20 protein-coding genes are annotated in these 23,582 nt (G+C 38.5%); 6 read left to right on the forward strand and 14 right to left on the reverse strand.

The window, feature by feature from the left end; genetic code table 11:
* Positions 1–49 precede the first annotated feature (49 nt).
* The 7 genes from dinB to AC27GZ_RS00565 form a co-directional block, all read right to left on the reverse strand.
* A complete protein-coding gene (dinB, locus tag AC27GZ_RS00535) occupies positions 50–1,126 on the reverse strand; it encodes a DNA polymerase IV (protein ID WP_487092919.1) in 1,077 nt (358 codons plus the stop codon).
* An 88-nt stretch (positions 1,127–1,214) separates the two neighbouring features.
* Positions 1,215–2,477 (reverse strand): dipeptidase, encoded by a 1,263-nt coding sequence (locus AC27GZ_RS00540; RefSeq protein WP_487092920.1) that lies wholly within the window; start codon positions 2,475–2,477, stop codon positions 1,215–1,217.
* Positions 2,478–2,663: 186 nt separating this feature from the next.
* The gene (gene hemH, locus AC27GZ_RS00545; RefSeq protein ID WP_487092921.1) at positions 2,664–3,707 is read right to left on the reverse strand and encodes a ferrochelatase; all 1,044 of its coding nucleotides are present in this window, start codon (positions 3,705–3,707) and stop codon (positions 2,664–2,666) included.
* A 12-nt stretch (positions 3,708–3,719) separates the two neighbouring features.
* Entirely contained in the window at positions 3,720–5,006 is a 1,287-nt protein-coding gene (gene ccmI / locus AC27GZ_RS00550; protein WP_487092922.1) for a c-type cytochrome biogenesis protein CcmI, read from the reverse strand.
* A 9-nt stretch (positions 5,007–5,015) separates the two neighbouring features.
* Positions 5,016–5,534, reverse strand: coding sequence for a cytochrome c-type biogenesis protein (locus AC27GZ_RS00555; protein WP_487092923.1), 519 nt, complete (start codon positions 5,532–5,534; stop codon positions 5,016–5,018).
* Positions 5,535–5,536: 2 nt separating this feature from the next.
* Positions 5,537–6,097 (reverse strand): DsbE family thiol:disulfide interchange protein, encoded by a 561-nt coding sequence (locus AC27GZ_RS00560; protein ID WP_487092924.1) that lies wholly within the window; start codon positions 6,095–6,097, stop codon positions 5,537–5,539.
* Positions 6,098–8,131: a heme lyase CcmF/NrfE family subunit gene (locus tag AC27GZ_RS00565; protein WP_487092926.1), complete on the reverse strand. Its 2,034-nt coding sequence runs from the start codon at positions 8,129–8,131 to the stop codon at positions 6,098–6,100. It lies immediately after the preceding gene.
* 376 nt (positions 8,132–8,507) lie between these two features.
* Here AC27GZ_RS00565 and ccmA point away from each other — a divergent pair, with 376 nt between their 5' ends.
* From ccmA to ccmE, 5 genes are read left to right on the forward strand one after another with little or no spacing between them, the layout of a single operon-like run.
* Positions 8,508–9,197, forward strand: a complete 690-nt coding sequence (ccmA, locus tag AC27GZ_RS00570; RefSeq protein WP_487092927.1) for a cytochrome c biogenesis heme-transporting ATPase CcmA — start codon at positions 8,508–8,510, stop codon at positions 9,195–9,197.
* Between the two features lie 18 nt (positions 9,198–9,215).
* On the forward strand, positions 9,216–9,905 hold the full coding sequence (gene ccmB / locus AC27GZ_RS00575) for a heme exporter protein CcmB (RefSeq protein WP_487092928.1): 690 nt from the start codon (positions 9,216–9,218) through the stop codon (positions 9,903–9,905).
* 39 nt (positions 9,906–9,944) lie between these two features.
* Complete coding sequence (locus AC27GZ_RS00580) at positions 9,945–10,703, forward strand: heme ABC transporter permease (protein ID WP_487092929.1); 759 nt, start codon at positions 9,945–9,947, stop codon at positions 10,701–10,703.
* Positions 10,703–10,948, forward strand: a complete 246-nt coding sequence (gene ccmD, locus AC27GZ_RS00585; protein WP_487092930.1) for a heme exporter protein CcmD — start codon at positions 10,703–10,705, stop codon at positions 10,946–10,948. Before AC27GZ_RS00580 ends, ccmD begins: the two co-directional genes overlap by 1 nt.
* Complete coding sequence (gene ccmE, locus AC27GZ_RS00590; protein ID WP_487092931.1) at positions 10,945–11,469, forward strand: cytochrome c maturation protein CcmE; 525 nt, start codon at positions 10,945–10,947, stop codon at positions 11,467–11,469. Before ccmD ends, ccmE begins: the two co-directional genes overlap by 4 nt.
* A gap of 194 nt (positions 11,470–11,663) precedes the next feature.
* On the opposite strand, the gene AC27GZ_RS00595 is transcribed toward ccmE, so the two are convergent.
* The 5 genes from AC27GZ_RS00595 to AC27GZ_RS00615 all read right to left on the reverse strand — a co-directional run bounded on the left by AC27GZ_RS00595 (position 11,664) and on the right by AC27GZ_RS00615 (position 18,633).
* Positions 11,664–11,873, reverse strand: a complete 210-nt coding sequence (locus AC27GZ_RS00595; RefSeq protein ID WP_487092932.1) for a TIGR02922 family protein — start codon at positions 11,871–11,873, stop codon at positions 11,664–11,666.
* Between the two features lie 349 nt (positions 11,874–12,222).
* Entirely contained in the window at positions 12,223–13,518 is a 1,296-nt protein-coding gene (nagP, locus tag AC27GZ_RS00600) for an N-acetylglucosamine MFS transporter NagP (RefSeq protein ID WP_487092933.1), read from the reverse strand.
* 114 nt (positions 13,519–13,632) lie between these two features.
* Complete coding sequence (nagA, locus tag AC27GZ_RS00605; RefSeq protein WP_487092934.1) at positions 13,633–14,775, reverse strand: N-acetylglucosamine-6-phosphate deacetylase; 1,143 nt, start codon at positions 14,773–14,775, stop codon at positions 13,633–13,635.
* 30 nt (positions 14,776–14,805) lie between these two features.
* Positions 14,806–15,720: an N-acetylglucosamine kinase gene (gene nagK / locus AC27GZ_RS00610; protein ID WP_487092935.1), complete on the reverse strand. Its 915-nt coding sequence runs from the start codon at positions 15,718–15,720 to the stop codon at positions 14,806–14,808.
* Between the two features lie 231 nt (positions 15,721–15,951).
* Positions 15,952–18,633, reverse strand: coding sequence for a family 20 glycosylhydrolase (locus tag AC27GZ_RS00615; protein ID WP_487092936.1), 2,682 nt, complete (start codon positions 18,631–18,633; stop codon positions 15,952–15,954).
* Between the two features lie 192 nt (positions 18,634–18,825).
* Between AC27GZ_RS00615 and AC27GZ_RS00620 the strand changes: the two genes are divergently transcribed.
* Complete coding sequence (locus tag AC27GZ_RS00620) at positions 18,826–20,376, forward strand: tetratricopeptide repeat-containing sulfotransferase family protein (protein ID WP_487092937.1); 1,551 nt, start codon at positions 18,826–18,828, stop codon at positions 20,374–20,376.
* Between the two features lie 59 nt (positions 20,377–20,435).
* Here AC27GZ_RS00620 and AC27GZ_RS00625 read toward each other — a convergent pair whose 3' ends face one another.
* Together AC27GZ_RS00625 and AC27GZ_RS00630 are read right to left on the reverse strand one after the other, a co-directional pair.
* Positions 20,436–21,998, reverse strand: a complete 1,563-nt coding sequence (locus AC27GZ_RS00625; RefSeq protein ID WP_487092938.1) for a tryptophan halogenase family protein — start codon at positions 21,996–21,998, stop codon at positions 20,436–20,438.
* A 36-nt stretch (positions 21,999–22,034) separates the two neighbouring features.
* The gene (locus tag AC27GZ_RS00630; RefSeq protein ID WP_487092939.1) at positions 22,035–23,570 is read right to left on the reverse strand and encodes a tryptophan halogenase family protein; all 1,536 of its coding nucleotides are present in this window, start codon (positions 23,568–23,570) and stop codon (positions 22,035–22,037) included.
* Between the last annotated feature and the right edge of the window lie 12 nt (positions 23,571–23,582).

Here is a 23,582-nt window from a genome sequence, read left to right on the forward strand (position 1 = left end):
AATTTTTAAATTCTGTTCACTTAAACTCTAACCGCTTAAACCTTAATCGTTATAGCAAAGTCAATTGCTTGTCGAGATACGCTTCTATTGCTTGATCTTCTTCAGCAAAACCTAAGGTTAACCCAACTAATCGAATACCTCGGTTTTTAGCGCGCTCAAGTGCTTTTGGCAATAAGGCCTTAAAAACTTCCTGCTCGGCAGTTAAGCTTTGTTGCTCTACAGTTGTCTGGTTAAAATCATTAAACTTTAATTTGATACCCTGACGAACTATTTTCCTGCCTTTAACTTTCTCAAGCCTGACGAGTAACTTAGGATAAAGCTGCTCAATAACGGCTAAGCAATCTACTTCAGAAAAAATGTCAATCGCTAAAGTTGTTTCAATCGCTAATGACTTTCGCTGTCGACTAACCACCAATTCACGGTTATCTATACCATGTGCTTTCTGATATAAACTGCTAGCAAACTTGCCAACAATGGTCGATAACTTAGCGACAGAAGAAGCTCTGACATCGGCACAGGTGGAAAAACCAAACGATTCTAATTTTTGAAATGTCTTTGGCCCTATTCCTGGAATTTTCTTAAGTGATAAATGTTTCACAAAATCTGTTACTTTATCGGGTGAAACGACACACTGACCATTTGGCTTATTCTCATCGCTGGCAATTTTAGCAATAAATTTATTCGGTGCAACACCCGCTGATGCCGTTAAATTCAATTCATTGAAAATATCTGCCCTTATTTGCTCAGCTATTAAGGTAGCACTTCCTTGGCATTGTGGTGAGTTAGTGACATCAAGAAACGCTTCATCAAGTGACAGCGGCTCAATAATACTGGTATAACGCAAAAAAATTTCACGAATCTGTGCTGACACTTCTTTATACACCGACATACGGCCATGTACTATGGTCAACTCAGGACATAACTGTTTGGCCTTCAGCGCAGACATAGCCGAGCGAACACCAAATTTTCTTGCTTGATAATTACAGGTACAAAGAACACTGCGGGGGCCGTCGCCCCCAACCGCTAGTGGGATATTTCGATATTCAGGAAAGTCACGCATTTCAACGGCTGCATAAAAGCAGTCCATATCAATGTGAATTATTTTCTTAGTAGCAATCTGTTCCATAAAGACAGTGTACTGAGTTTTTATACAGTGTCAATATGGCGTGATTATAATTACTTATGCGCTTTTTATTTAGCTAAGATGCTTTAGGTTATTTAGCGTTCTCTGCAAATGCTTCTACTTGTTGCCAAACACGCATTAAGTTACCCGACAATAGCTTTTCAATATCTTGCTCACTGTAACCGCGCTCTAATAAACCTGCAATTAAATTAGGGTAAGTCGCTACATCTTTTAATGTTTCAGGAAGAATTCCGCTAACGCCATCAAAGTCTGAGCCTATGCCTACATAATCTATACCCACAAGTTTAATCACGTGATCATAATGATCCAGCACTTGCTCTAAAGCGCCTAAGTCATAAGGGTTAGCCAATTTATACTCTTCTTCAAAAGCATCTATTTTAGCGATATCAGCTTCAAGTTCTTCATTTAAGTTATGCTGTTTAATAAAGTCAGCTTTTGCCACTTTAAACGCTGCACTTTGCTCTCGATATTTTTGCGAGGTAAAAATACCACTGAAAGTCATTTGAATAACACCACCATTTTTGGCTAGCAATTTAATCATGTCATCAGACATATTTCGCTCAAAACCAGGGGTAAAGAAGCGTGCTGAAGAGTGTGATGCGATCACAGGTGCTTTACTGATTTCCATGACTTGATAAAAAGCCTGATCTGAAATGTGTGAAACATCTACCATGATGCCAATATTATTCATTTCAACAATCAGTTGTTTACCAAACTCAGTTAAACCTTGTGCAGGACGGTTTTCATCATAAGAAGAGTCAGAGATGTGATTTGCTTTGGCATGAGCTAAAGTTATATAACGAACACCGCGATCGTAAAAATGTTGTAGGTTTGCTAAATCCCCTTCAATCGGGCTGCCATTTTCTATACCTAAAGGAAGTGAAATTATCCCCTTATCAAAGTTCTCTTGCACTTGCTTGGTTGAGTAAGCTAAAGCAAATTTATCAGGTGATTGCTTAACAATAGCTTCAATATCGTCAATTAATTTATCGGCAAGGGCTTTGCTACCACCTGTTTCTTGCAGTTTTGATGGAATATAAATAGACATAAATGCAGCATTTAAACCACCTTCAACAGCTCTTGGGTAATCAAACTCCCCTTTTGCAGTCGCGTGACTCACATCTTCATACTCATGATCTAACCGATAAGGCACGTCAATATGTGTATCTACAATCAATGTTTCTTTGGCAATTTTTTTAGCTATTTCCGCTGTAGTTGGTGCGGTAATTTTTTCAGCTTTCTCTGCAACTGGCGTTTTATCTTCACAAGCGGTCAGTACTAACGTAGAGCATAATGCAACGAGCGCTATTTTATTGAACGAGAATAATTTCATATCTTGCCTTTTTATCATTGTTTTAAGGGGGGAAGTGCCATGTGTGATAGTGTTCAAAAAAGATCAAACTCACATGGCTATACTGTGATGATAGTTTTTTTATCTAACGCTAGTCAATGACTGATTAGTGAATAAAAAAGCCATTATATTTGAATATAGTGAAGCAAACTTTACTTCAAGGACTCTTTACTTTAAAGACTCAAGTGTTGGCGCCAATACGTTTATCAGCGAATCAATATGATCATCACGATCATTTAATGCGGCGATATAATGATACTCCTCACCCCCTGCTTGCATAAAAACTTCACGGTTTTCATGCTCAAGTTCTTCAAGAGTTTCTAGGCAGTCAGCACTAAAAGCTGGGCTAATAATAGCAACATGCTTATGACCGCTTTTCGCCAAGTTTTCTAGGCTTTCATCGGTATAAGGCTGCAACCATTTCGCTTTACCGAAACGAGATTGAAACGCCATAACGACATCATCTTTTGATAAACCTAATGGTCTTATAGCTAGTTCATCAATCAGTAAGTCTGTGGTCTGCTGACAATAATCATAATAAGGATCACCCCACTGATAAAATAACTCTGGCATCCCATGATATGACAACACTAATTTATCAGGCTTGCCATGAACATTTAAGTGTTCGCTAATGGTATTCGCTAAGGCATTAATATAAAGATGATTATTATGATACGTGTTAATAAAATGCAGGCTGGGCACATAACGCCATTTTTGTAATTCTTTACTCATCGCATCGAATGCTGAAGCAGTAGTTGGACCCGCATATTGAGGGTATAACGGCAGTACTATCAGGTTATCAACACCCGCTTGTTGAAACTTTTGCAAAACCCGACTCATAGATGGCTCACCGTAGCGCATAGCAATATCAACCATGACACTGTCACCATATTGTTGCGCTATTTTTTCTGCCACTTTTTCTTTCTGTGCTTGGCTAATGACAATTAAAGGAGCGCCTTCTTCAGTCCATACACTTTGATAGAGTTTTGCTGATTTCTTCGGACGTACACGTAAAATAATACCGTGTAGGATAATCAACCAAATTAACCTCGGAATTTCAACAACACGAGGATCGGATAAAAACTCTTGTAAATAGCGACGAACTGCACTCGTTGTTGGCTGTGAAGGCGAACCTAAATTCGTTAACAATATCCCTGTTTTTATAGCGTTTTGCTCAGTCGACTTTTGTTTAGCACTAAAACGTGACTTCATTTTATCTTTCCATTACTCAACTAGGTCATTAATAACTAATTCAATAGTCTCTTGCTCATCTACAGCAATATTGAGGGTTTCACCTTTAAAATCTCCAGGTTTAATACCCACATCACCTCGTTGAGAAATTATTGCAAAAATATGGACTTGCTCGACACTGCTTAAATTATTTTGTGGTGTCATTGCTTGACTATTATTTAATGTCACTACTTTAGGTAAGTCACTTGCCATCAATTTAACCGCAGCAAGCGGCATACGTTGACCATTAGTTGGTAAAGCGTAAACGAATACAACTTTATCTTCCCCTTGAGCAAGCTGCTCAGTAATTTCAGCAGATAACCTCACATTAATTTGTAAATTAGGGCCTGCGACTTCAGCAACTTCTGGGGTTTCTATCGGTAAAGATAAACGATTTTTCGCTTCATTCACCGCTTCTTGTATTGCTTCAATGTTGACACCTTGTCTATTACTATCAAGCACTCGCTGCCAATAATCTATAGCCTGTTGGTAATTTTGGCCAATAAAGTTGTGCATACCAAGCAATATATTGGTTGAAGGGTCGTTAATGTCGAGTGCTAAGGCTCGATCAATATATTCTTGTACATTGGCATCGATTTTCTGATTATTTTTATAATAATATGCTTGTGCAATGGCACCTATTAAATCCGCATGTTCCCCTTCTATGCGAATAACTTGCTCATACGCTTTAACGGCTAAGTCAAATTCGCCAGCACCAACAAACGTTTGGCCAAGGTTATACCAAGCTTCACCATCATCAGGGTTTTCTTCAAGGTGTTGCTGCATTTTTGCAATATAGTCGAGTATTTGCTGTTGACGTGTTTGCTCTTGCTGTTCAGCCGACATACCCTGCTGAGCCTCATGAGCTGGCACAGGTGTGCTTACTAAATTATTAAAAGAATCTTGTTTTAAGTACAAAGCTACGCTAAAAGCCACAATAAAAATAGATAAACTAATAGGCCAAATCGCGCTAAATGATTTAACCTCTGCTGTGGTTTCTGAGTTTTGCTCCGCAGATGCTATATCCTGTAATAAACTATTATCTAATTCAGCAAGCAAGTATTGATAATTTTCTTCATCAATGCCGCCTTCGGCGAAATCTTTTTCAATTTCGGCTTTATGCTCATGATATAAGCTAATGTTAGTTTGTGCGCGTACTCCTTGTTGAATAGAAGTAACAATATTTGCTTGTTGTTGTGTCTTGTTTTGTTTAATAAAAGGTACCCAAATCACCCACAACAATAAGGCAATAAAAACAAAAAGGATTAATACAATTTCCATAATACTGACTTACTCTTGATCTTTACTTTGTGGTGAAGGGTTAGTTATTTCATCTGGACTTTCAGCCAATAACTGCTTTAATTTTGCTTGCTGTTCGCTATTTAAAGCCAAGTCTGCTTTGCTTGCCGGCTTTTTGCGTAATATGACAATGACAACAATCACACCGATAAGAATTAACAAAGCAGGACCAAACCAAAGTACATAAGTAACCGCTGAAACACGTGGACGGTATAAAACAAACTCGCCATAACGACCGACCATAAGGTCGACAATTTCAGCATCAGATCTACCTTCAATCAACAAGTTATATAAATCGAGTCTTAAGGCTGAGGCAACCGTTGAATTTGAATCTGCTAAGTTTTGATTTTGACACTTAGGGCAACGTAACTCTTTACTTAATGCTTGAAATCGAATTTTGGTCACTTCATCTTGAAACTCAAAAGTTTCAACGGGGCTAGCCTGACCATTATTTACAACAAAAAAGCTGGTAAAAATCACGGTAAGTATTATTAAAACTTTATTAAACATTATTACTTACCTTGTTGTTTTTCAGCGACTATTTGTTTAATTAATGGCTCAAACTCTTTACGCCACACACGTGTATCTATTGGACCTGCAAAACGTTTTCGAATGATGCCGTTATGATCAATCACAAAAGTTTCAGGCGCGCCAAACACACCCAATTTAACCCCGAGTAAACCCTCGTCATCATAGATAGAAAACTGATATGGATCTTTATAATGCGTTAACCATTTTATAGCTTCTTCACGCTCATCTTTATAATTTAAACCATAGAGTTTCACATAGGTATTAAGCTGCGGGTTATTCGCTATTTCCAATAAGTAAGGATGTTCATGCTTACATGCTGGGCACCAAGTCGCCCAAACATTTAGCAAAACAATATCACCAGCTAAGTCAGCTTGAGTAACTACCTTATTCTCATCTGTTAACGTCGACATAGAAAAATCAGGCATGGTTTTACCAATTAACACCGAAGGAAGCTCTTGAGGGTTTAATGATAAACCACGATATAATACAGCCCCCAAAGCAATCACTAAAATAAGGGGTAAAAAACGAATAATCTTATTCATTTATGAACTCTCCGATACAGCTTGAATACTCGGTTTTGCCTTCGCAAGGTTAGGCGTTTGTTGATGATTCTTTTTAACTTTCGCACTTTGCTTAGCACGATAGCGTTTATCCAACATAGTTAAAATACCACCTAAAGCCATAAATATCGCGCCCAGCCATATCCAGCGTACAAAAGGTTTATAATGTACGCGAATAGCCCATGCGCCCCCCTCTAACGGATCGCCAAGTGCAACATAGATATCACGGAATAAGCCAGGATCAATACCTGCTTCTGTCATCCCCATAGTTTGTACTCGATACGCGCGACGCTCAGGTTTTAACAAGGCAATAAAATCACCCTTTTTATAAACATTAATTTGCCCTTGCTCAGCACTATAGTTAGGGCCTTCTACATGCTTAATGCCATTAAACTCAATTTCATAACCAGACACTTCAACACGTTCATGCACTGACATTCTGACATTAGTTTCGTTTTCATAACTCGACACTATGGTAACACCAACAATAGTCACAGCAATACCCGCATGCGCAATGGTCATACCCCAATGGCTTCGTGAAGGTTTGAGGTTATTACTATACTGGTTAACAAGTTCTTTGACGACGACAAGAAAAACCCACATTGCTAATGTCATGCCCATAGCAACTAAAGCATCGAATTCACCACCGTATATAACAGGGAATAACAAACCAAAAACAATACTAATAACTGACGGTTTAACTATTTGTTTACGGAGTTCTCCTTGCTTTGCTTTTTTCCAACGAATAAGCGGGCCAATCCCCATGATAATAAACAAAACACTCATGATGGGTACGAACACAGCATTGAAATAAGGAGGTCCAACCGAGATTTTTCCATACCCTAACGCATCAACAAATAATGGATATAAAGTACCTAACAGTACGGTTACTGCAGCAATAACTAAAATAATATTACACAGTAGCAGTGCTGTTTCACGTGAATAAAGGGCAAATCGACTAAAGCTTGCCACATTGCTTGCTCTCAACGCATATAAAGTCAATGATCCACCAACAGCAATGGCTAATAGCATTAAAATAAAGACACCACGCGTTGGATCAGCAGCAAATGAATGCACTGATGTTATCACACCAGAGCGTACTAAAAATGTGCCTAGCAAGCTCAAACTAAAGGCAAATATAGCTAAAAGTACTGTCCAGTTTCTAAAAGTACCGCGCTTTTCAGTTACCGCCAAAGAGTGAATTAATGCAGTACCCACAAGCCAAGGCATAAAAGACGCATTTTCTACTGGATCCCAAAACCACCAGCCACCCCAGCCAAGTTCGTAATAAGCCCACCAACTACCTAAAGCAATCCCTAAGGTAAGAAACATCCACGCACCAACCGTCCAAGGACGAGACCAACGTGCCCAAGCAGCATCCATTTTGCCAGACATTAACGCCGCTACAGCAAAAGCAAAAGCAACAGCAAAACCTACATAACCTAAATACAGTAGTGGCGGATGAATAATCAAACCAACATCTTGCAACAATGGATTAAGATCACGTCCTTCCATTGGCACATTTGGCCATAAACGATCAAATGGATTAGAGGTTAACAACGTAAAAGCAATAAAACCTACCGCTATCATACCCATAACGGCTAACACTCGGGCAATAAACTCTTGCTCTATATCTTTAGAAAACTTAGCGACAGCCATAGTCCATGCTGTTAGTGAAAATACCCATAATAATAAGGAGCCTTCATGACCGCCCCAAACAGCACTAATTTTAAAATAATATGGTAAGTGGGTATTGGAGTGACTGGCGATATACTTAACGGAAAAGTCATCTATAACAAAACTATATCCCAAAATAACAATGCTAATGGCAGTAAAAATAAACATACCAAAGGTAAGCGGCTTAGCATAAGACATTAACTTTTGTTGAGAACTATGGACGCCTACTAAAGGAATGATGCTTAAACACAATGCAAATGCTAAGGAAATTACCAAAGCAAGGTGCCCTAATTCAGGGATAAGATGAGGTATTATTTGCGGTACCGTATCAGGTATCATTTACTTCTCCGAAAACTTATTTATCGCGGTTACTCTGCATAGTTTGCCATGAGTATTTTAGTTCAGTTAAATTATTTTTAAATAGAGCTGATATAGTGCTACACAATTACATGGCTGCGCAATTCTAGCATACTTTTTTTAATGAAAAGCTTAATATATCGTTTCATGTCACTGTGTTATTTGTTTCTTAATGTTACAATTTTGCTCACGTTATTTGTTATTCGCTTTAAAGGACACTATGGTATGATATTGTCCTTTATAAGAACACGATCTAAATCAAAAACGATATAAGTCAAAAGCGATCTAAGTCAACAAATCGTTGACTAGCATCAGTTAGAATTTGTCGAGTATCAACATTAAATGAGTATTTGTTCCTTTGTCAGCCAGTAATACAAACATCAATACCGAAGTTACGCAACCCGCTTTACTCAGTACTTGTAACCTAACGTGTATTCGTGAGGAACGTCTCTTATTCGATCAACTAAGCACTACCATTAATGCTGGTGACATTGTTCAAGTAGAAGGTCCTAATGGCTCAGGAAAAACCAGTTTATTGCGCATATTAGCCGGCTTATCACAACCTTATGAAGGTGAGGTTTTTTATAATGGCAACGCCATAAATTCACATCGTGAAGAGTTTTATCAAAACTTACTTTATCTCGGACATTTACCTGGCGTAAAAGGCGAAATGTCGGCACAGGAAAACTTGAAATTTAACCTAGCTCTTCATGGTTTCCATGAAAGCGAAGCGGAAATAGAAGACACTTTATCACAAGTGAACTTAACAGGTTTTGAAGACAGCTTAGCCTCTCACTTGAGTGCAGGCCAACATCGACGTATCTCATTAGCACGCTTATACAAATCATCTGCAAAAATTTGGATTTTAGACGAACCTTTTACCGCGATTGATAAGCAAGGTGTACAAGCGTTGGAAGCACGCTTTAAAAATCATATCGCACAAGGTGGGTGTATCGTGTTAACCACCCATCAAGACTTACTTACCTTTGAGCCATCTCAAATAAAAAAAATCACCTTAGACTATGCTTTTGATGCATATACAGAGTAAAGGGAAATAACTCCTCTTATGGCAACAACAGATTTAACTTATCGTGCAGTATTTTCGTTAGTTCTTAAGCGTGACTTAACTATTGCCATGCGCCATAAAGACGACATTATTAATCCGTTACTTTTTTTTGTGATTGTTATTACGTTATTTCCATTAGGTATCGGCCCTGAAATACAAACATTAAGCCGTATTGCTCCGGGCATTATTTGGGTTGCAGCCTTACTATCTACATTACTGTCTTTAGATAGGCTTTTTAAGTCTGATCACCGTGATGGCTCACTAGAGCAAATGCTATTAAGCCCACAACCAATATTTATTTTAGTGCTAGCGAAAATATTTGCTCATTGGCTTATTACCGGCCTGCCACTTATTTTAATGTCGCCCCTACTCGCAGTACTGTTACATTTAAATGAGCAAAGTTATGGTGCATTAATGTTAACATTATTATTAGGAACACCTATTTTAAGCTTACTCGGCGCTATTGGGGTTGCACTTACTGTAGGTATTAAAAAAGGTGGCGTACTACTGAGTTTATTAGTTTTACCCCTTTATATCCCAGTATTGATTTTTGCAACCAGTGCTATCGATACAGCAGCGCTTGGCTTACCCTATAGTGGTCAACTTGCTATAATTGCCGCACTATTTGTAGGTTCATTAACGCTTGCCCCATTCGCTGTTGGGGCAGCATTAAAAGTCAGTACTAATTAACTATTGATATTAAAAACATATTAGAGAAGAGCATAGTTTATGTGGAAATGGTTACATCCCTTTGCAAACCCAGAAGTGAGTTATCACTTTGCAGGAAAGATACTCCCCTGGTTAAGTGGCATAGCAGCATTGTTATTGTCTATAGGCCTTGTTTGGGCGCTAGCCTTTGCTCCTGCCGATTATCAACAAGGTGATAGCTTTCGAATTTTTTACATACATGTGCCGGCTGCATCACTCTCTATGGGGATTTATGTGGGTATGGCAATAGCAGCTTTCACCTCTATGGTGTGGCAATACAAATTAGCAGACGCTTCAGCAGCAGCAATGGCCCCTGTTGGTGCTGTGTTCACTGCCATTGCATTGATTACCGGTGCTGCATGGGGTAAACCTATGTGGGGAACATGGTGGATATGGGATGCTAGACTGACGTCTGAATTGATTTTACTGTTTTTATATTTAGGCGTGATTGCACTGCACAGCGCCTTTGAAGATAAAAATTTAGCTGGCAAAGCCGCAGGCATTCTAACCTTAGTAGGAGTAATTAATATTCCTATCATCAAGTACTCTGTAGATTGGTGGAATACCTTGCATCAAGGCTCAACTGTAAGCAAGTTAGGTAAACCTTCCATGTCTATAGATATGCTTTGGCCATTCATCTTTTGCTTTTTAGGCTTTGTTTTACTCGTTTCTGTCATCATTTGTATTCGATTTCGAAGTGAGATTTTAGCCCGTAATAGTATTCGCCCTTGGGTGAGAAATTTAGTCCTTGAACAAACCACGGCTATGGAGCGTAAATAATGCAATTTGACAGTTTTAGCGCATTTCTTGATATGGGTGGCTATGGCTTTTATGTATGGCTATCTTTTGGTATCTCGGCATTACTCATTACACTGCTACTTGTTAGCTCAATTGCTGAACACAAAAAAGTCATTAAAAATATAGCTGCTCGTCAAAAACGAGAAGACAAGTTACGCCAAGTTCGTAAACAAGCAAAAAGTGCCAATACCATGAACACAGTATCAACCGAAGAGGTATCTCCATGAATCCCCGCCGTAAAAAACGTTTAACCATAGTCGCTTCAATTCTGATCGGCATAGGTGTTGTTGCAGGTTTAGTGCTTTACGCATTAAGTCAAAATATTGATTTATTTTATACCCCTTCTGAAATTACCCAAGGCAAGAAAGACTCAGGATTAAAGCCAAGTATTGGCCAACGTATTCGTATTGGTGGTTTAGTGGTGCCAGGCAGCGTTAAGCGCGACCCAAACAATTTAAAAGTAACCTTTAAATTAGCTGACATGAAAATGCCTATTGTTTTCAGTGAAGATGACCCAATGATTTCAGTGTATTACGAAGGTATTTTGCCGGATTTATTTCGCGAAGGACAAGGGATTGTTGCCAATGGTACGTTAACAAAAGGTGATTCAGGTGCTTTACACGTAGATGCCAGTGAAGTCTTAGCCAAGCATGATGAAAACTATATGCCTGCTGAGCTAGCTGATGAGAAAGGCCAACATTATGACAAGCTTGAATACAGTGAAAAACAACTAAAAAGTCAGAACTAAGAATAAATTAAGAACCCGTTTGCCTACCGACAGCAATCAATTAAAGCGTTATTGATAACTTGTGGTAAACGGGTAAACCCTTCACTATCTGCAATGAGCGTCTAGCTTCATACAAGCATTAAGCTTCAGGCTTACCAGAAAAATAGATTCTTTATAGAGGCAAGAAAAGGTGACTTTAGGTAAGCCACCTTGGACTAGGCTACATAGTTAACCGATAAAATACGATCTCCTACTTTATTGAGTATTTGGATCTCACCATCACATACCGCAATAATTGACTTACCCTCTTTAAATTCTTGGGGAATAACAACCCTACCATCTTCATTCTGCTTGAAGGTTTTAACCTTGTGATGCAACTCTAGGCCGTCATCACGATAATATATTATTGTTACTTTGCGTTTCATATAGGTATACCACTTTGATTTTTATAATTCGAGGGCATATCCGAAATATACACCAATACCTAAAAGAGTAAATAAAAACATCACTAAACAGACCAGATTTATATAATCAGGTTATTTAATGAGCTACCACACTGATTTCAGATAAAAAAAACAATTATTTAGGGCATAAAAAAACCCTGAGTCAATAATTAACTCAGGGTCGATCAAATGACCGTTTAACGCACCCTCAACTTTCAGAGTTAACAGCTCTTTAAATAAAGCTACAACTCAGACCGCAGAGCTTTTTTACGTAACCAAGTATAGGGGACAACTTAGCTACATAATAAGGTCGTTAGAAATAACGTTTAAGTTATTTCCAACTTTTCATTGTGCAGCCTTTCACTGCATAAAATAAAATAAATAAATAACAAGGGAATAACACTAAGTAGCCACCTTGCTCAGCCAAACCTGTTGACGTTGAAGCAATACTCCAAAACATTGGACCAAAGGCGCCACCGGCGATACCCATAATAAGTAATGCTGAGCCAACACTGGTCAGTTTACCCATACCAGATAACGCTAATGGAAAAACAGCAGGCCAAACAATAGCGTTAGCAAACCCTAAGAAGGCAATAAGAAGTAATGTATCAGGCAACTCAATACCACCTAATAAGGTATTAGCGATAGCAAATGAGTTGTTATCACCAAACACAATACCTGCCGTTAATAACAAACCAATAATTGCAGAAACCATTAAGGCTTTTTGCTGAGAAATCACACGAGGAATAAGTGCAATACCTAATATATAACCTGCCACCATACAAAGCATGGTGTAAGACGTCATCATAGTGTAATTCTGAACGCCTAGTGACAACGCGAAAGTACCTATGGTATCGCCGGCAATTACTTCTGCTGCAACATAGAAGAATAAAGCTACAACACCGAATGCTAAGTTAGGGTGAGATAAGGCTTCTTTAACATGACCTGAATGATCTTCATCACTATCCGCTTCATCTTCTAATTCTGGTAATGGCGACTTTTTCACGGCTAAGGCTAACAATCCTAGAAATACCGCCATACCTAAATAAGGAAATACAAGCGAGTTAGCCATATCATCAATTTGAGCTTTAGTTAACTCACCACTCACGTCTTGAAAACCACTTAAAATTAACGCGGTAAACACCATTGGAGCAACAACACCAGCACCTTTATTTAATATCCCCATAATAGATATACGTGCAGCTGCTGACTCTTCTGGCCCAATACGAACAACATATGGGTTAACAGCCGTTTGCAATAAGGTAATACCCGCGCCCATAACTAATTGAGCAAATAAAAATAACGCAAAGATTTGAGTTTTAGCAGCAGGAATAAACAATAAACCCGCTATCATCATAGTAGCCATACCCAGGGCCATACCTGTTTTGTAGCCTACTTTACGAATTACAGCGGCTGAAGGTAAAGCGGTAAAGGTTACCGCAATGTAAAACGAAAATAGAATTAATGAAGCTTCAAATGGGGTTAACTGCAAAATTTGTTGTAAATAAGGCATTAAAGAGCCATTTAACCAGGTTGCGAAACCCAATATAAAAAACAGACCCGCAACAATAATCATAGGTAGAGCATTACCTTGTTGCTTTTCTTCACTCGCTTGCGTAGCTAACATGTCAATTATTTCCTCATTTAGAATTTATATTCAACTGAGCTAATTAAGCACAGCATGAACTTATTATTAGTAATCTTGTTTTTTATTTTTTTTCTTACTTTTTTACTTAATTTTTTACTTACGCTTATATAAAGCTTGGCCAGCAATCCAAGTTTCACTGACGTCTAAATCATCATCCAATATTAACAAGTCAGCTTGCATACCTATTTTCAACTCACCACGATTTAACGCTTGATTAGCATATAAATATTTTGCTGGATATAAGCTAGCCATTCTTAATGCCTCATCCAAAGGTACATTTAATTTAATATGGGTATTTTTAACGGCTGTTGCCATATCTAAAGAAGAGCCGGCTAACTCGCCCGTTGTAGAAGTTAATTTACCCTCTTCTACATAAACTGTTCTGTCGTATAACGGAAACTGAGTCATGTCAGTGCCAACAGGTGGCATTGCATCAGTCACTAGGAATATGCCACCATTGGGCTTTGCGTTGATGGCCAATTGGCAGCTGACATAATCAACGTGATGACCATCCACAATCAAGCCTGCTTGTGTATTGTCATTATAAAATGCACAACCAACAACGCCCGGTTCACGTCCTTGAAATGGAGACATAGCATTAAATAAATGTGTAAACCCCGTAGCACCCGCATCAACCGCATTTTGTGCCGTTGAAAAATCTGCATTGGTATGCCCTAAGCACACTTTAATGCCAAGCTCTGTCATGCGAGTTATATCATCTGTTGATACTGTTTCTGGTGCTAACGTCACCATCACTTGACCAATATCTTGACGCGATAAGACTTGCCATTCAGTATCAGAAATAGGACGAATTAACTCAGCACAGTGTGTGCCTTTTTTAGCCACTGATAAATGTGGCCCTTCAAAATGAATACCGAGAATACCCGGCACTTTTTGTGCGATAGCTTGTGCTGTTGCTTCAGCTGCCTGTGCCATTACCTCAACTTTATCGGTAATTAAAGTAGGCATCATAGCCGTGGTGCCAAACTGTGCATGAGCAGACATCATAGTTGTCAGTTTTTCTAACGAAGGGTTATCGTTAAATAACGCACCGCCACCACCATTAACTTGTAAATCAATATAGCCAGGAACAACCAAACCATTAGCTTTAACATCCACATGCTCTATATCTTGATCGATAGCAGTGATAACGCCATCAGTGATAGTGAGAACTTGATCATCACAAAAATTTTGACCATCAAATAGTCTTGGCGCGTAAAGTCGTTGGGTAGTCATAATTTTAATCTCGTTAACAGCCACTACCAATTAAAGGGCTTTTTGCTCATTATTTTGTTCAGCAAGCTTTTGCCTAGCAAATAGTACCGCCCCAACTTCTGGAGGGCTTAACGGCTCAGATAATTGTTTTTGTATATCTGTTGCTAGCCAAGGTATTAATCGAACAGACAAACCACCTAGTAGAGAAATTCTTTCCGCCTGTTTGTTGATTAAATTTATTGCTAAGTAATTGATATATTCAGCTCCTTCTTCAACAATTGCTAAAGCAGCTTTATCCCCTTGCTCTGCAGCATCAAAAACTAAATTTGCTAATTGCGCATAAAATGTCGCCTTTTTATCAGCTACAATTTCCACAATTGACATAGCACTTGAACAACCAAGCTTCTTTAATAAAGGGGCATTCATTAACGACGGCTCTGCAAGACCATCTAACGAAAGTAAAACTTGCTTTGTTGCTTGTAAACCAAACCAAGCGCCACTGCCTTTATCCCCTTGTGGAAAACCATGTCCACCGATTAATGTTTCTTGTTCATCAATACATGAAAAACCACAAGAACCAGTACCCGAGATAACCACAGCACCATTTTGATTATGATGCGCACCTAAGCAAGCAATCAATAAATCATGTGCTAAAAACATTTGTTTAAACGGGTTTTGCCATGCTTGCATTTCATCAAACAGAGCTGGAATATTCACACCAGCTAAACCTACACCCGCATATAATTCGTTCAATGGAACATCTACTAAACCAGCATCTTTTAATGCCAACTTTGCAGACTCAGTAATTGAGTTAGTTGCTTGTTCAAAGCCATGTAACGGATTTCCCGGCCCTGAAATACCAGTCCCTAAAATATCATTATTTTCATTCATAACGATGGCTTTACACTTGCTACCACCACCGTCTATGCCTAAAAATAATTTTTTATTGTCACTGCTTGTGAACATATGAACCTCAAAAATTCTCTTAACTACTCAGTTATTGATTCAGTTATTGATTATTTACATTATATGCGAATTAACGACTAACAATAAGTAACTAGTATCATACTAATCAAAAATGACAGCGTTGTCATTTGTTTTTTTGTAATTTTTAATATTAATGTGAATAGCCCCCCTCTTTACTAGAGCAAGGCTATGATTTTACAGTTAAAGTTAAAACTTACTCAGGTAAAATTTCTATTTAACTTGCGTAGTACGACTAACACGTAAACCGTTTTTACTACGACTTCGTACACTAACCTCACCTTTAACAGCTACAGGCTGAGAATATACTTGCCAACTTCCTTGTGCATCTTGATACTCAATCCCTAAACCAGGGAATGCAATATTAGCATTTAATATTCCCTGCTCAACAACAGCGCCAACCGTAGGCAGGCGGTAATCAATATCGTCAAGCTCTAGCTTAGCGAACTCTTTCTCACCCAATGTATGGGCGAATAAGTGCCAATCATCATCTCTTGATTGCTTTAACTTATCAGTAAAAACATTAGTATCTTGGCTGTATTTTGCCCCCTGATAATTATAAGGCACTGCCCAGCTAGGAACATGCCACGCACGCTCAGCTAAAGCGAGTAATCTTGGAAAAACCTTATGTTCAACAAGAGAGTCTGTACGCGTGTTTTCACTCCACAATTGTCCTTGAATACCTAAATACTTTTGGCCTTGTTTTAAAGGTGTTTTAGTATCATCAGCAACATACGGATTGTCTTCTCTATCTAACCAAAATTCAGCATGAATCGGTAAATTATCAGGCATAAACTGGAACACCTTCTCTGTGTTTATATGACGAGATGCCCAATAATAACCATGTTCTTTCGGATCAGATTCATAAGGAAAGTCAAAATACAAAGCATCAGGTGTTGAGATAACAATTTGCCAATCACGGTTTGCTAAATCATGCACTTTATCGTGACCACCCCAAAACAATACATCCCAAGCATTTGCTTGTACTATTGCAGGCATATTCTCTTTTCGCGTGTGTGACATCCCATCACTCCAGCCTGCAGTTTCAATATTAAGATCAGATAAAATATCAGCAACTCTTTCAATAAAGTAAGCCCCTAGCTCACTCATATCAGTTACACCTTTATCATTGTTAGCGACAAACGCTTTACACGCTGGCGATTCAAGCCAAGCTCCAGCCGTTTCATCAGCACCAATATGATAACGAGTAAGTGGCTGTCCTGCATCAGCATGCATTTTTTTCACTTGTGTCATTACTTCAATAACAAAGTTGTACGTAGACTCTAAGCAAACGTTCATGGTGTTATCATTATAATATTGCACTGATGAATATTGCGTTGTATCGTCAAAGTCATCTAGCAAAAATTGTTTCGCTTTTTCTTCGTCTTCCAATGCTTGATACTTTTTATAACGCGCTGTCATGGCCTTCATAGAAGAGCGCGAGTGACCAGGCATATCTAAAGAAGGAATAACTTGGATATGACGTGCACTGGCAGCTTGTAAAATCTCTGCATAATCTGCAACGCTATAATAACCATTCACAGCGGAGCTTGTATCAACACCTGCGCCTAATTGTGGTATCAGACAAGTTTGCTCTTGCGTATCAAAACAACGTTGGCTCGCAATATCCGTTAATTCAGGTAGTGATGGAATTTCTAATCGCCACCCTTCATCATCACCCAGATGTAAGTGCAACTTATTCAGTTTATAAGCGGCCATTTGATCTAATAACGATAAAATAAACTCTTTCGAATGAAAGTTTCGTGCAACATCAACTAACATACCGCGAAAAGCGTAATATGGTTCATCTTCAACATTCACGACGGGTAACTCTGTACTACCAACGGTATATAAACTGGCTAAAGACTGTAGGCCATTGAACACACCTTCAGCATCTACCCCTTTAATTTCAATCCCTTGTTGTGAAACAGATAAGGCGTAGCTGCCAATCGCTTTTTCATCATTCTTTGCTACCGTAAGTGTTAATGGCAAGCCTTGTTCACTTTGCTTTAACCCTAAACGCGATAAACGCGACAAAGCTGCCTCAACATCGGCTTGCTCAACATGCTGATAAGTAACATTTATCCCGTTGCTGACATCAATCGTTCGGTTAGAAACTTGAATATGCTTAGGCGTTGGAATAATTCGACTCGCGACAGCAATCTTATTACTAGCCGCTGCTTCACTCGTTGCAAGGTTTCTTTGGTATAACTGACTGCTAGTCAACCAAGTTGTCTTGTCATTGCTAGTACGTTTAAATTGTGTAGTCTCATCTTGAAAAGGCACCACAAATGGAAGTTCTTCTAAACCAGATTCTTTATCAAAATTCACTTTGGTACTAGCAACAACTTTAGCTGCTAAATCATCGGCATGAACTATATAGTTTGGTAATGCATCAGTTTCAGATAACATCCAGAAATTAGCTCTAAAGATAACCGTTTTAGTTTCACCAGCAGCAAAGCCACTAAAGTTTTCCTTTAAATTAACTCGATGTAAATCGCCATTTAAGTGCTCAACAGTAAACTCCTCACCTTGTGAAGACTGCACTGGAGATATTTGGCTAAAGTAAATCGCCCATCCCTTGCTATTGATAGCTTCTTTAGCTGTAAAGCTCAGTTCCACTTCAAAACATGCGCCATCAGCAACTTTTTGATCACACTTATCTGAAGGAATATTCGTTAACTGTCGATATTTAATATCAAGACCTTCAGCAATAGCATCTATGGCTGCTTGCGTAGGAGCAACTAATGCCACAGACTTTTCCTCTGACACTGCACCTTGACTAGCATGATTTACCGCTTGTTTATCTTCACCACAGCCCGACAGTGCAAGCACCAACGAGAGTGTTAATGAAGGCAAAAGTAATGATGATAACAAAGGTTTATTCTTATTCATGTTATTAGCCTATTCCTGCTGTTTAATTAAAACAAGGATTAAAAAATATAAATATAAAAGCGTTCTAGTCTCTACTATCCACAATTTTGACAGCGCTGTCAAAATTAAATACCCTAGTACAGAAAATAATTATTCACTGTGTTATTTTACTAAACAATACGATAAAGAAATTGCTAAATAAAAGAGCTTCTTATGCAAAAAACAATCACTTTACGCACTAAGAGCGACAATGTGCCATTAATCATAGACACTAACTTGGCATTAGAAAAGTTACATCAAGCCATTCATAAACAAGATGCAGATACCGCTCTTGATTACGGCCTACAGATAATTACCCAACAGCCCGATTTCTTACCTGCATATGAGCCAATTTACAAAGTATTAAGTTTTCAACAAGACTATAAGTTATTAGAGTCTATATCAAAAAAAGCATTGTCTCATCATAGTGAGCATGCACTTAGTTACCAAACACTGTCGAAAGCTTATCGTTTTCAACGCAAGGCAAGTTTAGCTATTTCAGCGTTAGAAAATGCCGTTAGGTTATCGCCTAAGCAGGTCGAATGGCGCAACGACTTAGCAATCATGTACAAAGAGCAAGGAGACTTTGGAAAGGCCATAACTGAGTTTGAAGAGTGCATCAATCAAGCACCCGATTTCACTCTACCTTACTGGCATCGCAGTGACATTACGCCGCAACTTAAGGACAGTTACCTTGCTAAGTTGGTCACCATATTAGAAGAAAAATCGCACAGTGAAAGAATGAAGATCTACGCTGCTTATGCGTTATTTAAGCATTTCGACGCAACTAAAGATTATGACAAAGCATTTAATTATCTAGCGTTAGGCGCTAAGAAACAAAGAAGCCAATTCAATTATAACCACCAAGCTGAACTGAATGAGCATGACAATATTATCAAAACTTTTGGCAAAGATTTTTTTGATAACGCCAACGAAGGCATACAAACAGCTAATCAAACTGTAGATAACTATGAAACTGATGAAGATAGTAATAATGCTATTTTTATTTGTGGCCTCCCCCGCTCAGGTACCACCTTGGTAGAACAGATTATCTCAAGCCATAGCCAAGTAGCTGCCGGTGACGAGCTTTTTGAATTAGCAAAAGCAACCCAGCAAGTATTGCAAAAGGTAAAACCAAAGCAAGCTTTTCCTTATTGGGCCAACGAGCTATCCATTAAGCATTGGCGAACCATTGGTCAAGAATACTTAACACTAACCAAGCATTTACAAACAACTAAGTATTTAACCGATAAAATGCCGCTAAATTATAAGGCAATTGGCTTAATTCATTTATCGCTGCCTAACGCTAAAATAGTATATTGCAACCGACCACCAATGGATTTATTACTGGGTGCCTACAAACAAATTTTAGAGCAAGGCAATAGGTATAGTTATGATCTAGACGAGCTTACTTCGATGATCATTGCACAAGATAAGCTCATGAAACATTGGCAAAAGTTGTTACCCCATAAGATTTTCACACTAAACTACCAAGCATTAATTAGTGAGCAAGAAAAAACAACACGTGAGTTACTCAGTTTTTTAAATTTACCTTGGCAAGATGCCTGTTTAGCGTTCCATCAAAATAACAGAACTATTCACACATTAAGCAATGCCCAAGTAAGAAAACCGCTATTTAACAATTCTTTAAACGCTTGGCATAAATATCAGCGTCAATTAAAACCTTACGCTGAGCAGATGATCAGCGCTGGTTTAACTGTTTAAATAATTGATGCTTTGGAAATAAAAGACAACAACGTGCCTTAATATCGCAGGTCGTTTTCCTAGCGTGTTTGTAGGCCATATTGATAAATTTTATCAATCAACTCTCGATGTTTAGGTAACTTATTTAGCGCCATATCTGTGTGTTGTTTAATACTAGCAAATACTTGCTCAGCCTGTTCATCTTGAGATAAACGCTTTTCAAAACACGTTAAATCGGTAGTAAAATCCATACCATAGAGAATGTATTGATAATTTTCTAAATTAAAAATATCAAATTTACTGTTAAAGTCATAAGCACTGGGGGGTTGATACTTCCACCGTGCTAAGCGCTCTTTTAAAGACTCGGGAATACTTTCACTTGCACGATTATCCAGCCAAAATTGGCTATCATCTCTTTTTGACAAACAATAATGGGCTTTAACAAAATCAATAACATTATCCCAACTTGTTCTGACACGCTGATTAAATTGTTCTGCAATTAATGGCATATCAACTTTACTGCTCGGGAATTGCTCCGCTAACATTTTTGCAGTGGCATCAAACACTAATAAACCTGTTGCTTCTAGTGGCTCAACAAAGCCTTGAGATAAGCCAAGTGCTACACAGTTTTTATGCCAAAACTTTTCTCGATAACCTATTTTCATTGGAATTAAACGACTATCAACACCTTCGGCCATTGGGCCAATATAATCCCTAAGCTCTTGTTCAGCCTGCTCATGTGATACATGTGATGATGAGTACACATGACCAATACCTCGACGTGCTTTTAAACCAATATCCCAAACCCACCCCGTTTGTAATGCCGTTGAAATAGTATGACAAGGAATATCTTGAGTTGGATCTTCATAAGGCACTTGAATAGCGACGGCGTGATCAACAAACAGTGTGTCACTTTTATCAACAAAAGGTACTTCCAGCTTTTCCCCTAATAAGAGAGATTTAAAGCCGGTGCAATCAACAAAGAAATCTGCTGATATTTCACCTTGCTCAGCCGTGATAATTGATTTTATCTCGCCCTGCTGATTTTGTAGCACCTCAGTAACTTGCGCTTGAATATGTTTAACCCCTAATTTATTCACCGCATTTTTAGTTAATACCGCAGAAAACTTAGTCGCATCTAAGTGATAGCCATAAGAGGCAGCCCCTTGAAATTCAGGCGTGGTAATCAGTTTAGGCGCCAACCCTGAATCACAAATTTGTCCTTGAATAGATAAGGTATCAACATAACTTTTTCCAGACTGCCTAATATTTTTTAGCCAGTATGCTGTTAAATCAATATTGCTAGTTTGAGGATAGTCAAATACATGGTGATAATAATGCGGTTTGCCAGCAACTGGGTTATGGGTCCAATCGACAAATTTAATCCCTTGCTTAAAAGTTGCGTCACAGTCACGAATAAATTCTGTTTCACTAATCCCTAAGTGTTGCAATGACTGTCTCATCATAGGCACAGTTCCTTCTCCAACCCCTATGGTAGGAATATTCGCTGATTCCACTAAAGTGACTTCAATACTATCAGCTTTAGAGGTGATCAGATTTTTAGCAAGATGATTTGCCGCTAACCAGCCAGCCGTACCACCGCCGACAATAACAATTTTTTTAATCTCACTTGCATGTGACATATGAATGACCTCTCAACACACTACAATACTTTAAAACTATTTATGTAAATTATATAAATAGTCTTTATGTGGCATCACTAATTGATTAACTTGATTCACTCGTCGATCAAATTCAGAGAACATTTTCTCAGAGTCATCAGTATTTGCCGTTAAGTGCAGCTGTGGAAAATAGTTCATGCCATATAGCACAGCGCGATAATTTTCATCAGAAAACATGGTGATATAACCACCTGCAATATCCATATATTCACAGGTTTTATGTTTCCAAGTCGCTAACTTTTCTTCTAACCCTTGGCAATATTGCGCTGTTTTTCCAACCTCTCGCCAAAACTCAGTATCATCTCTATCGGTAATGCAATAATGTAAAACAATAAACTGCTTCAAATCCTGATATGTGCCATTCATAATTTTATTGTAAGAATCACGTACGGCTTGATGAGTGTTTTTGCTAGTTAGGTGTGTCCCTAATAAACGAGCACTAGCATTAATCAAATGTAACCCGGTAGACTCTAGCGGCTCAATAAAACCGCCAGATAACCCAATAGCCACACAATTCCCTACCCAAAACTCTTTTAAACAGCCAATGTTCATATCTAGGTGCACAGTACGAAGCACCTCTTTTGGTGTTTCTGAGCCTTGATTTAAATACTCAAGCAATTCAGCTTCTGCGGCTTCTTTTGTTAAACGGTTACCGTCATAAACATAGCCAGTACCACGACGATTAACTAAATCTATTTGCCATACCCACCCATTAGTCAAAGCCGTTGCTTCAGTATACGGTTTAGGCTCTTGTGTTTCGTCGTAAGCAATTTGTACTGCAACGGCTTTATTACATGGCAACGCATCTTCAAACGATTGCCAGTTTTGCGCTCTTTCTTTAATTTGGTTAATTAACAGCCCTTTAAAACCAGTACAGTCAATAAACAAATCAGCAGAAAAGCTGCCTTGCTCGGTATTGACTGAAACAATATTTTCACCTTCAACATCAACACTCTCAACAATAGCTTTAACATGCTTGATGCCTGCAGCAACACCTTTTTTGGCCATAAAGGCAGCCATTTTAATAGCATCTAAATGATAACCATAAGGCACCACGCCTTCATAAGAGCGTGAGTTTGCATTTTTAGGTGATAAACCTTCTTTAATTAAATGAGAGGAAATCGAAATTGCTTCATCGTATCTTTGGCGCTCATAGCCTTTATCAAGTATCCAGGCAGAAGAAATATCTAGAGAACGGGCAATATTTTGTTGCTCGAAGGAATGAAAATACTCATGGGTAGAGCCATCTTGGTTTGGCTTCATCCAATTACGAAACATAATGCCTGTTTTAAGCGTCGCATTGGTTTCTTGTAACAACTCTCTTTCATCAAGCCCCATCGCGGCAAAATAACTGCGAATGCTATGCACTGTCGCTTCACCAACGCCAACCGTAGGAATATTAGGGGACTCAATCAGGGTTACTTCAACCACCTGTTTACTTTGGTTATAAAGCCTATTTAAATATAACGCTGTCATCCAGCCTGATGAACCGCCACCAACAATGGCGATTGATTTAACTTGTTCGTTACTCATTCCTCTCTCCTA

Source organism: Colwellia sp. SU-HH00943 (assembly GCF_057546125.1).

Coding starts and splice junctions, on each gene's coding strand:
- dinB (WP_487092919.1), bottom strand. CDS start 1,126: ATGGAACAGATTGCTACTAAGAAAATAATTCACATTGATATGGACTGC.
- AC27GZ_RS00540 (WP_487092920.1), bottom strand. CDS start 2,477: ATGAAATTATTCTCGTTCAATAAAATAGCGCTCGTTGCATTATGCTCT.
- hemH (WP_487092921.1), bottom strand. CDS start 3,707: ATGAAGTCACGTTTTAGTGCTAAACAAAAGTCGACTGAGCAAAACGCT.
- ccmI (WP_487092922.1), bottom strand. CDS start 5,006: ATGGAAATTGTATTAATCCTTTTTGTTTTTATTGCCTTATTGTTGTGG.
- AC27GZ_RS00555 (WP_487092923.1), bottom strand. CDS start 5,534: ATGTTTAATAAAGTTTTAATAATACTTACCGTGATTTTTACCAGCTTT.
- AC27GZ_RS00560 (WP_487092924.1), bottom strand. CDS start 6,097: ATGAATAAGATTATTCGTTTTTTACCCCTTATTTTAGTGATTGCTTTG.
- AC27GZ_RS00565 (WP_487092926.1), bottom strand. CDS start 8,131: ATGATACCTGATACGGTACCGCAAATAATACCTCATCTTATCCCTGAA.
- ccmB (WP_487092928.1), top strand. CDS start 9,216: ATGGCAACAACAGATTTAACTTATCGTGCAGTATTTTCGTTAGTTCTT.
- AC27GZ_RS00580 (WP_487092929.1), top strand. CDS start 9,945: ATGTGGAAATGGTTACATCCCTTTGCAAACCCAGAAGTGAGTTATCAC.
- ccmD (WP_487092930.1), top strand. CDS start 10,703: ATGCAATTTGACAGTTTTAGCGCATTTCTTGATATGGGTGGCTATGGC.
- ccmE (WP_487092931.1), top strand. CDS start 10,945: ATGAATCCCCGCCGTAAAAAACGTTTAACCATAGTCGCTTCAATTCTG.
- AC27GZ_RS00595 (WP_487092932.1), bottom strand. CDS start 11,873: ATGAAACGCAAAGTAACAATAATATATTATCGTGATGACGGCCTAGAG.
- nagP (WP_487092933.1), bottom strand. CDS start 13,518: ATGTTAGCTACGCAAGCGAGTGAAGAAAAGCAACAAGGTAATGCTCTA.
- nagA (WP_487092934.1), bottom strand. CDS start 14,775: ATGACTACCCAACGACTTTACGCGCCAAGACTATTTGATGGTCAAAAT.
- nagK (WP_487092935.1), bottom strand. CDS start 15,720: ATGTTCACAAGCAGTGACAATAAAAAATTATTTTTAGGCATAGACGGT.
- AC27GZ_RS00615 (WP_487092936.1), bottom strand. CDS start 18,633: ATGAATAAGAATAAACCTTTGTTATCATCATTACTTTTGCCTTCATTA.
- AC27GZ_RS00620 (WP_487092937.1), top strand. CDS start 18,826: ATGCAAAAAACAATCACTTTACGCACTAAGAGCGACAATGTGCCATTA.
- AC27GZ_RS00625 (WP_487092938.1), bottom strand. CDS start 21,998: ATGTCACATGCAAGTGAGATTAAAAAAATTGTTATTGTCGGCGGTGGT.
- AC27GZ_RS00630 (WP_487092939.1), bottom strand. CDS start 23,570: ATGAGTAACGAACAAGTTAAATCAATCGCCATTGTTGGTGGCGGTTCA.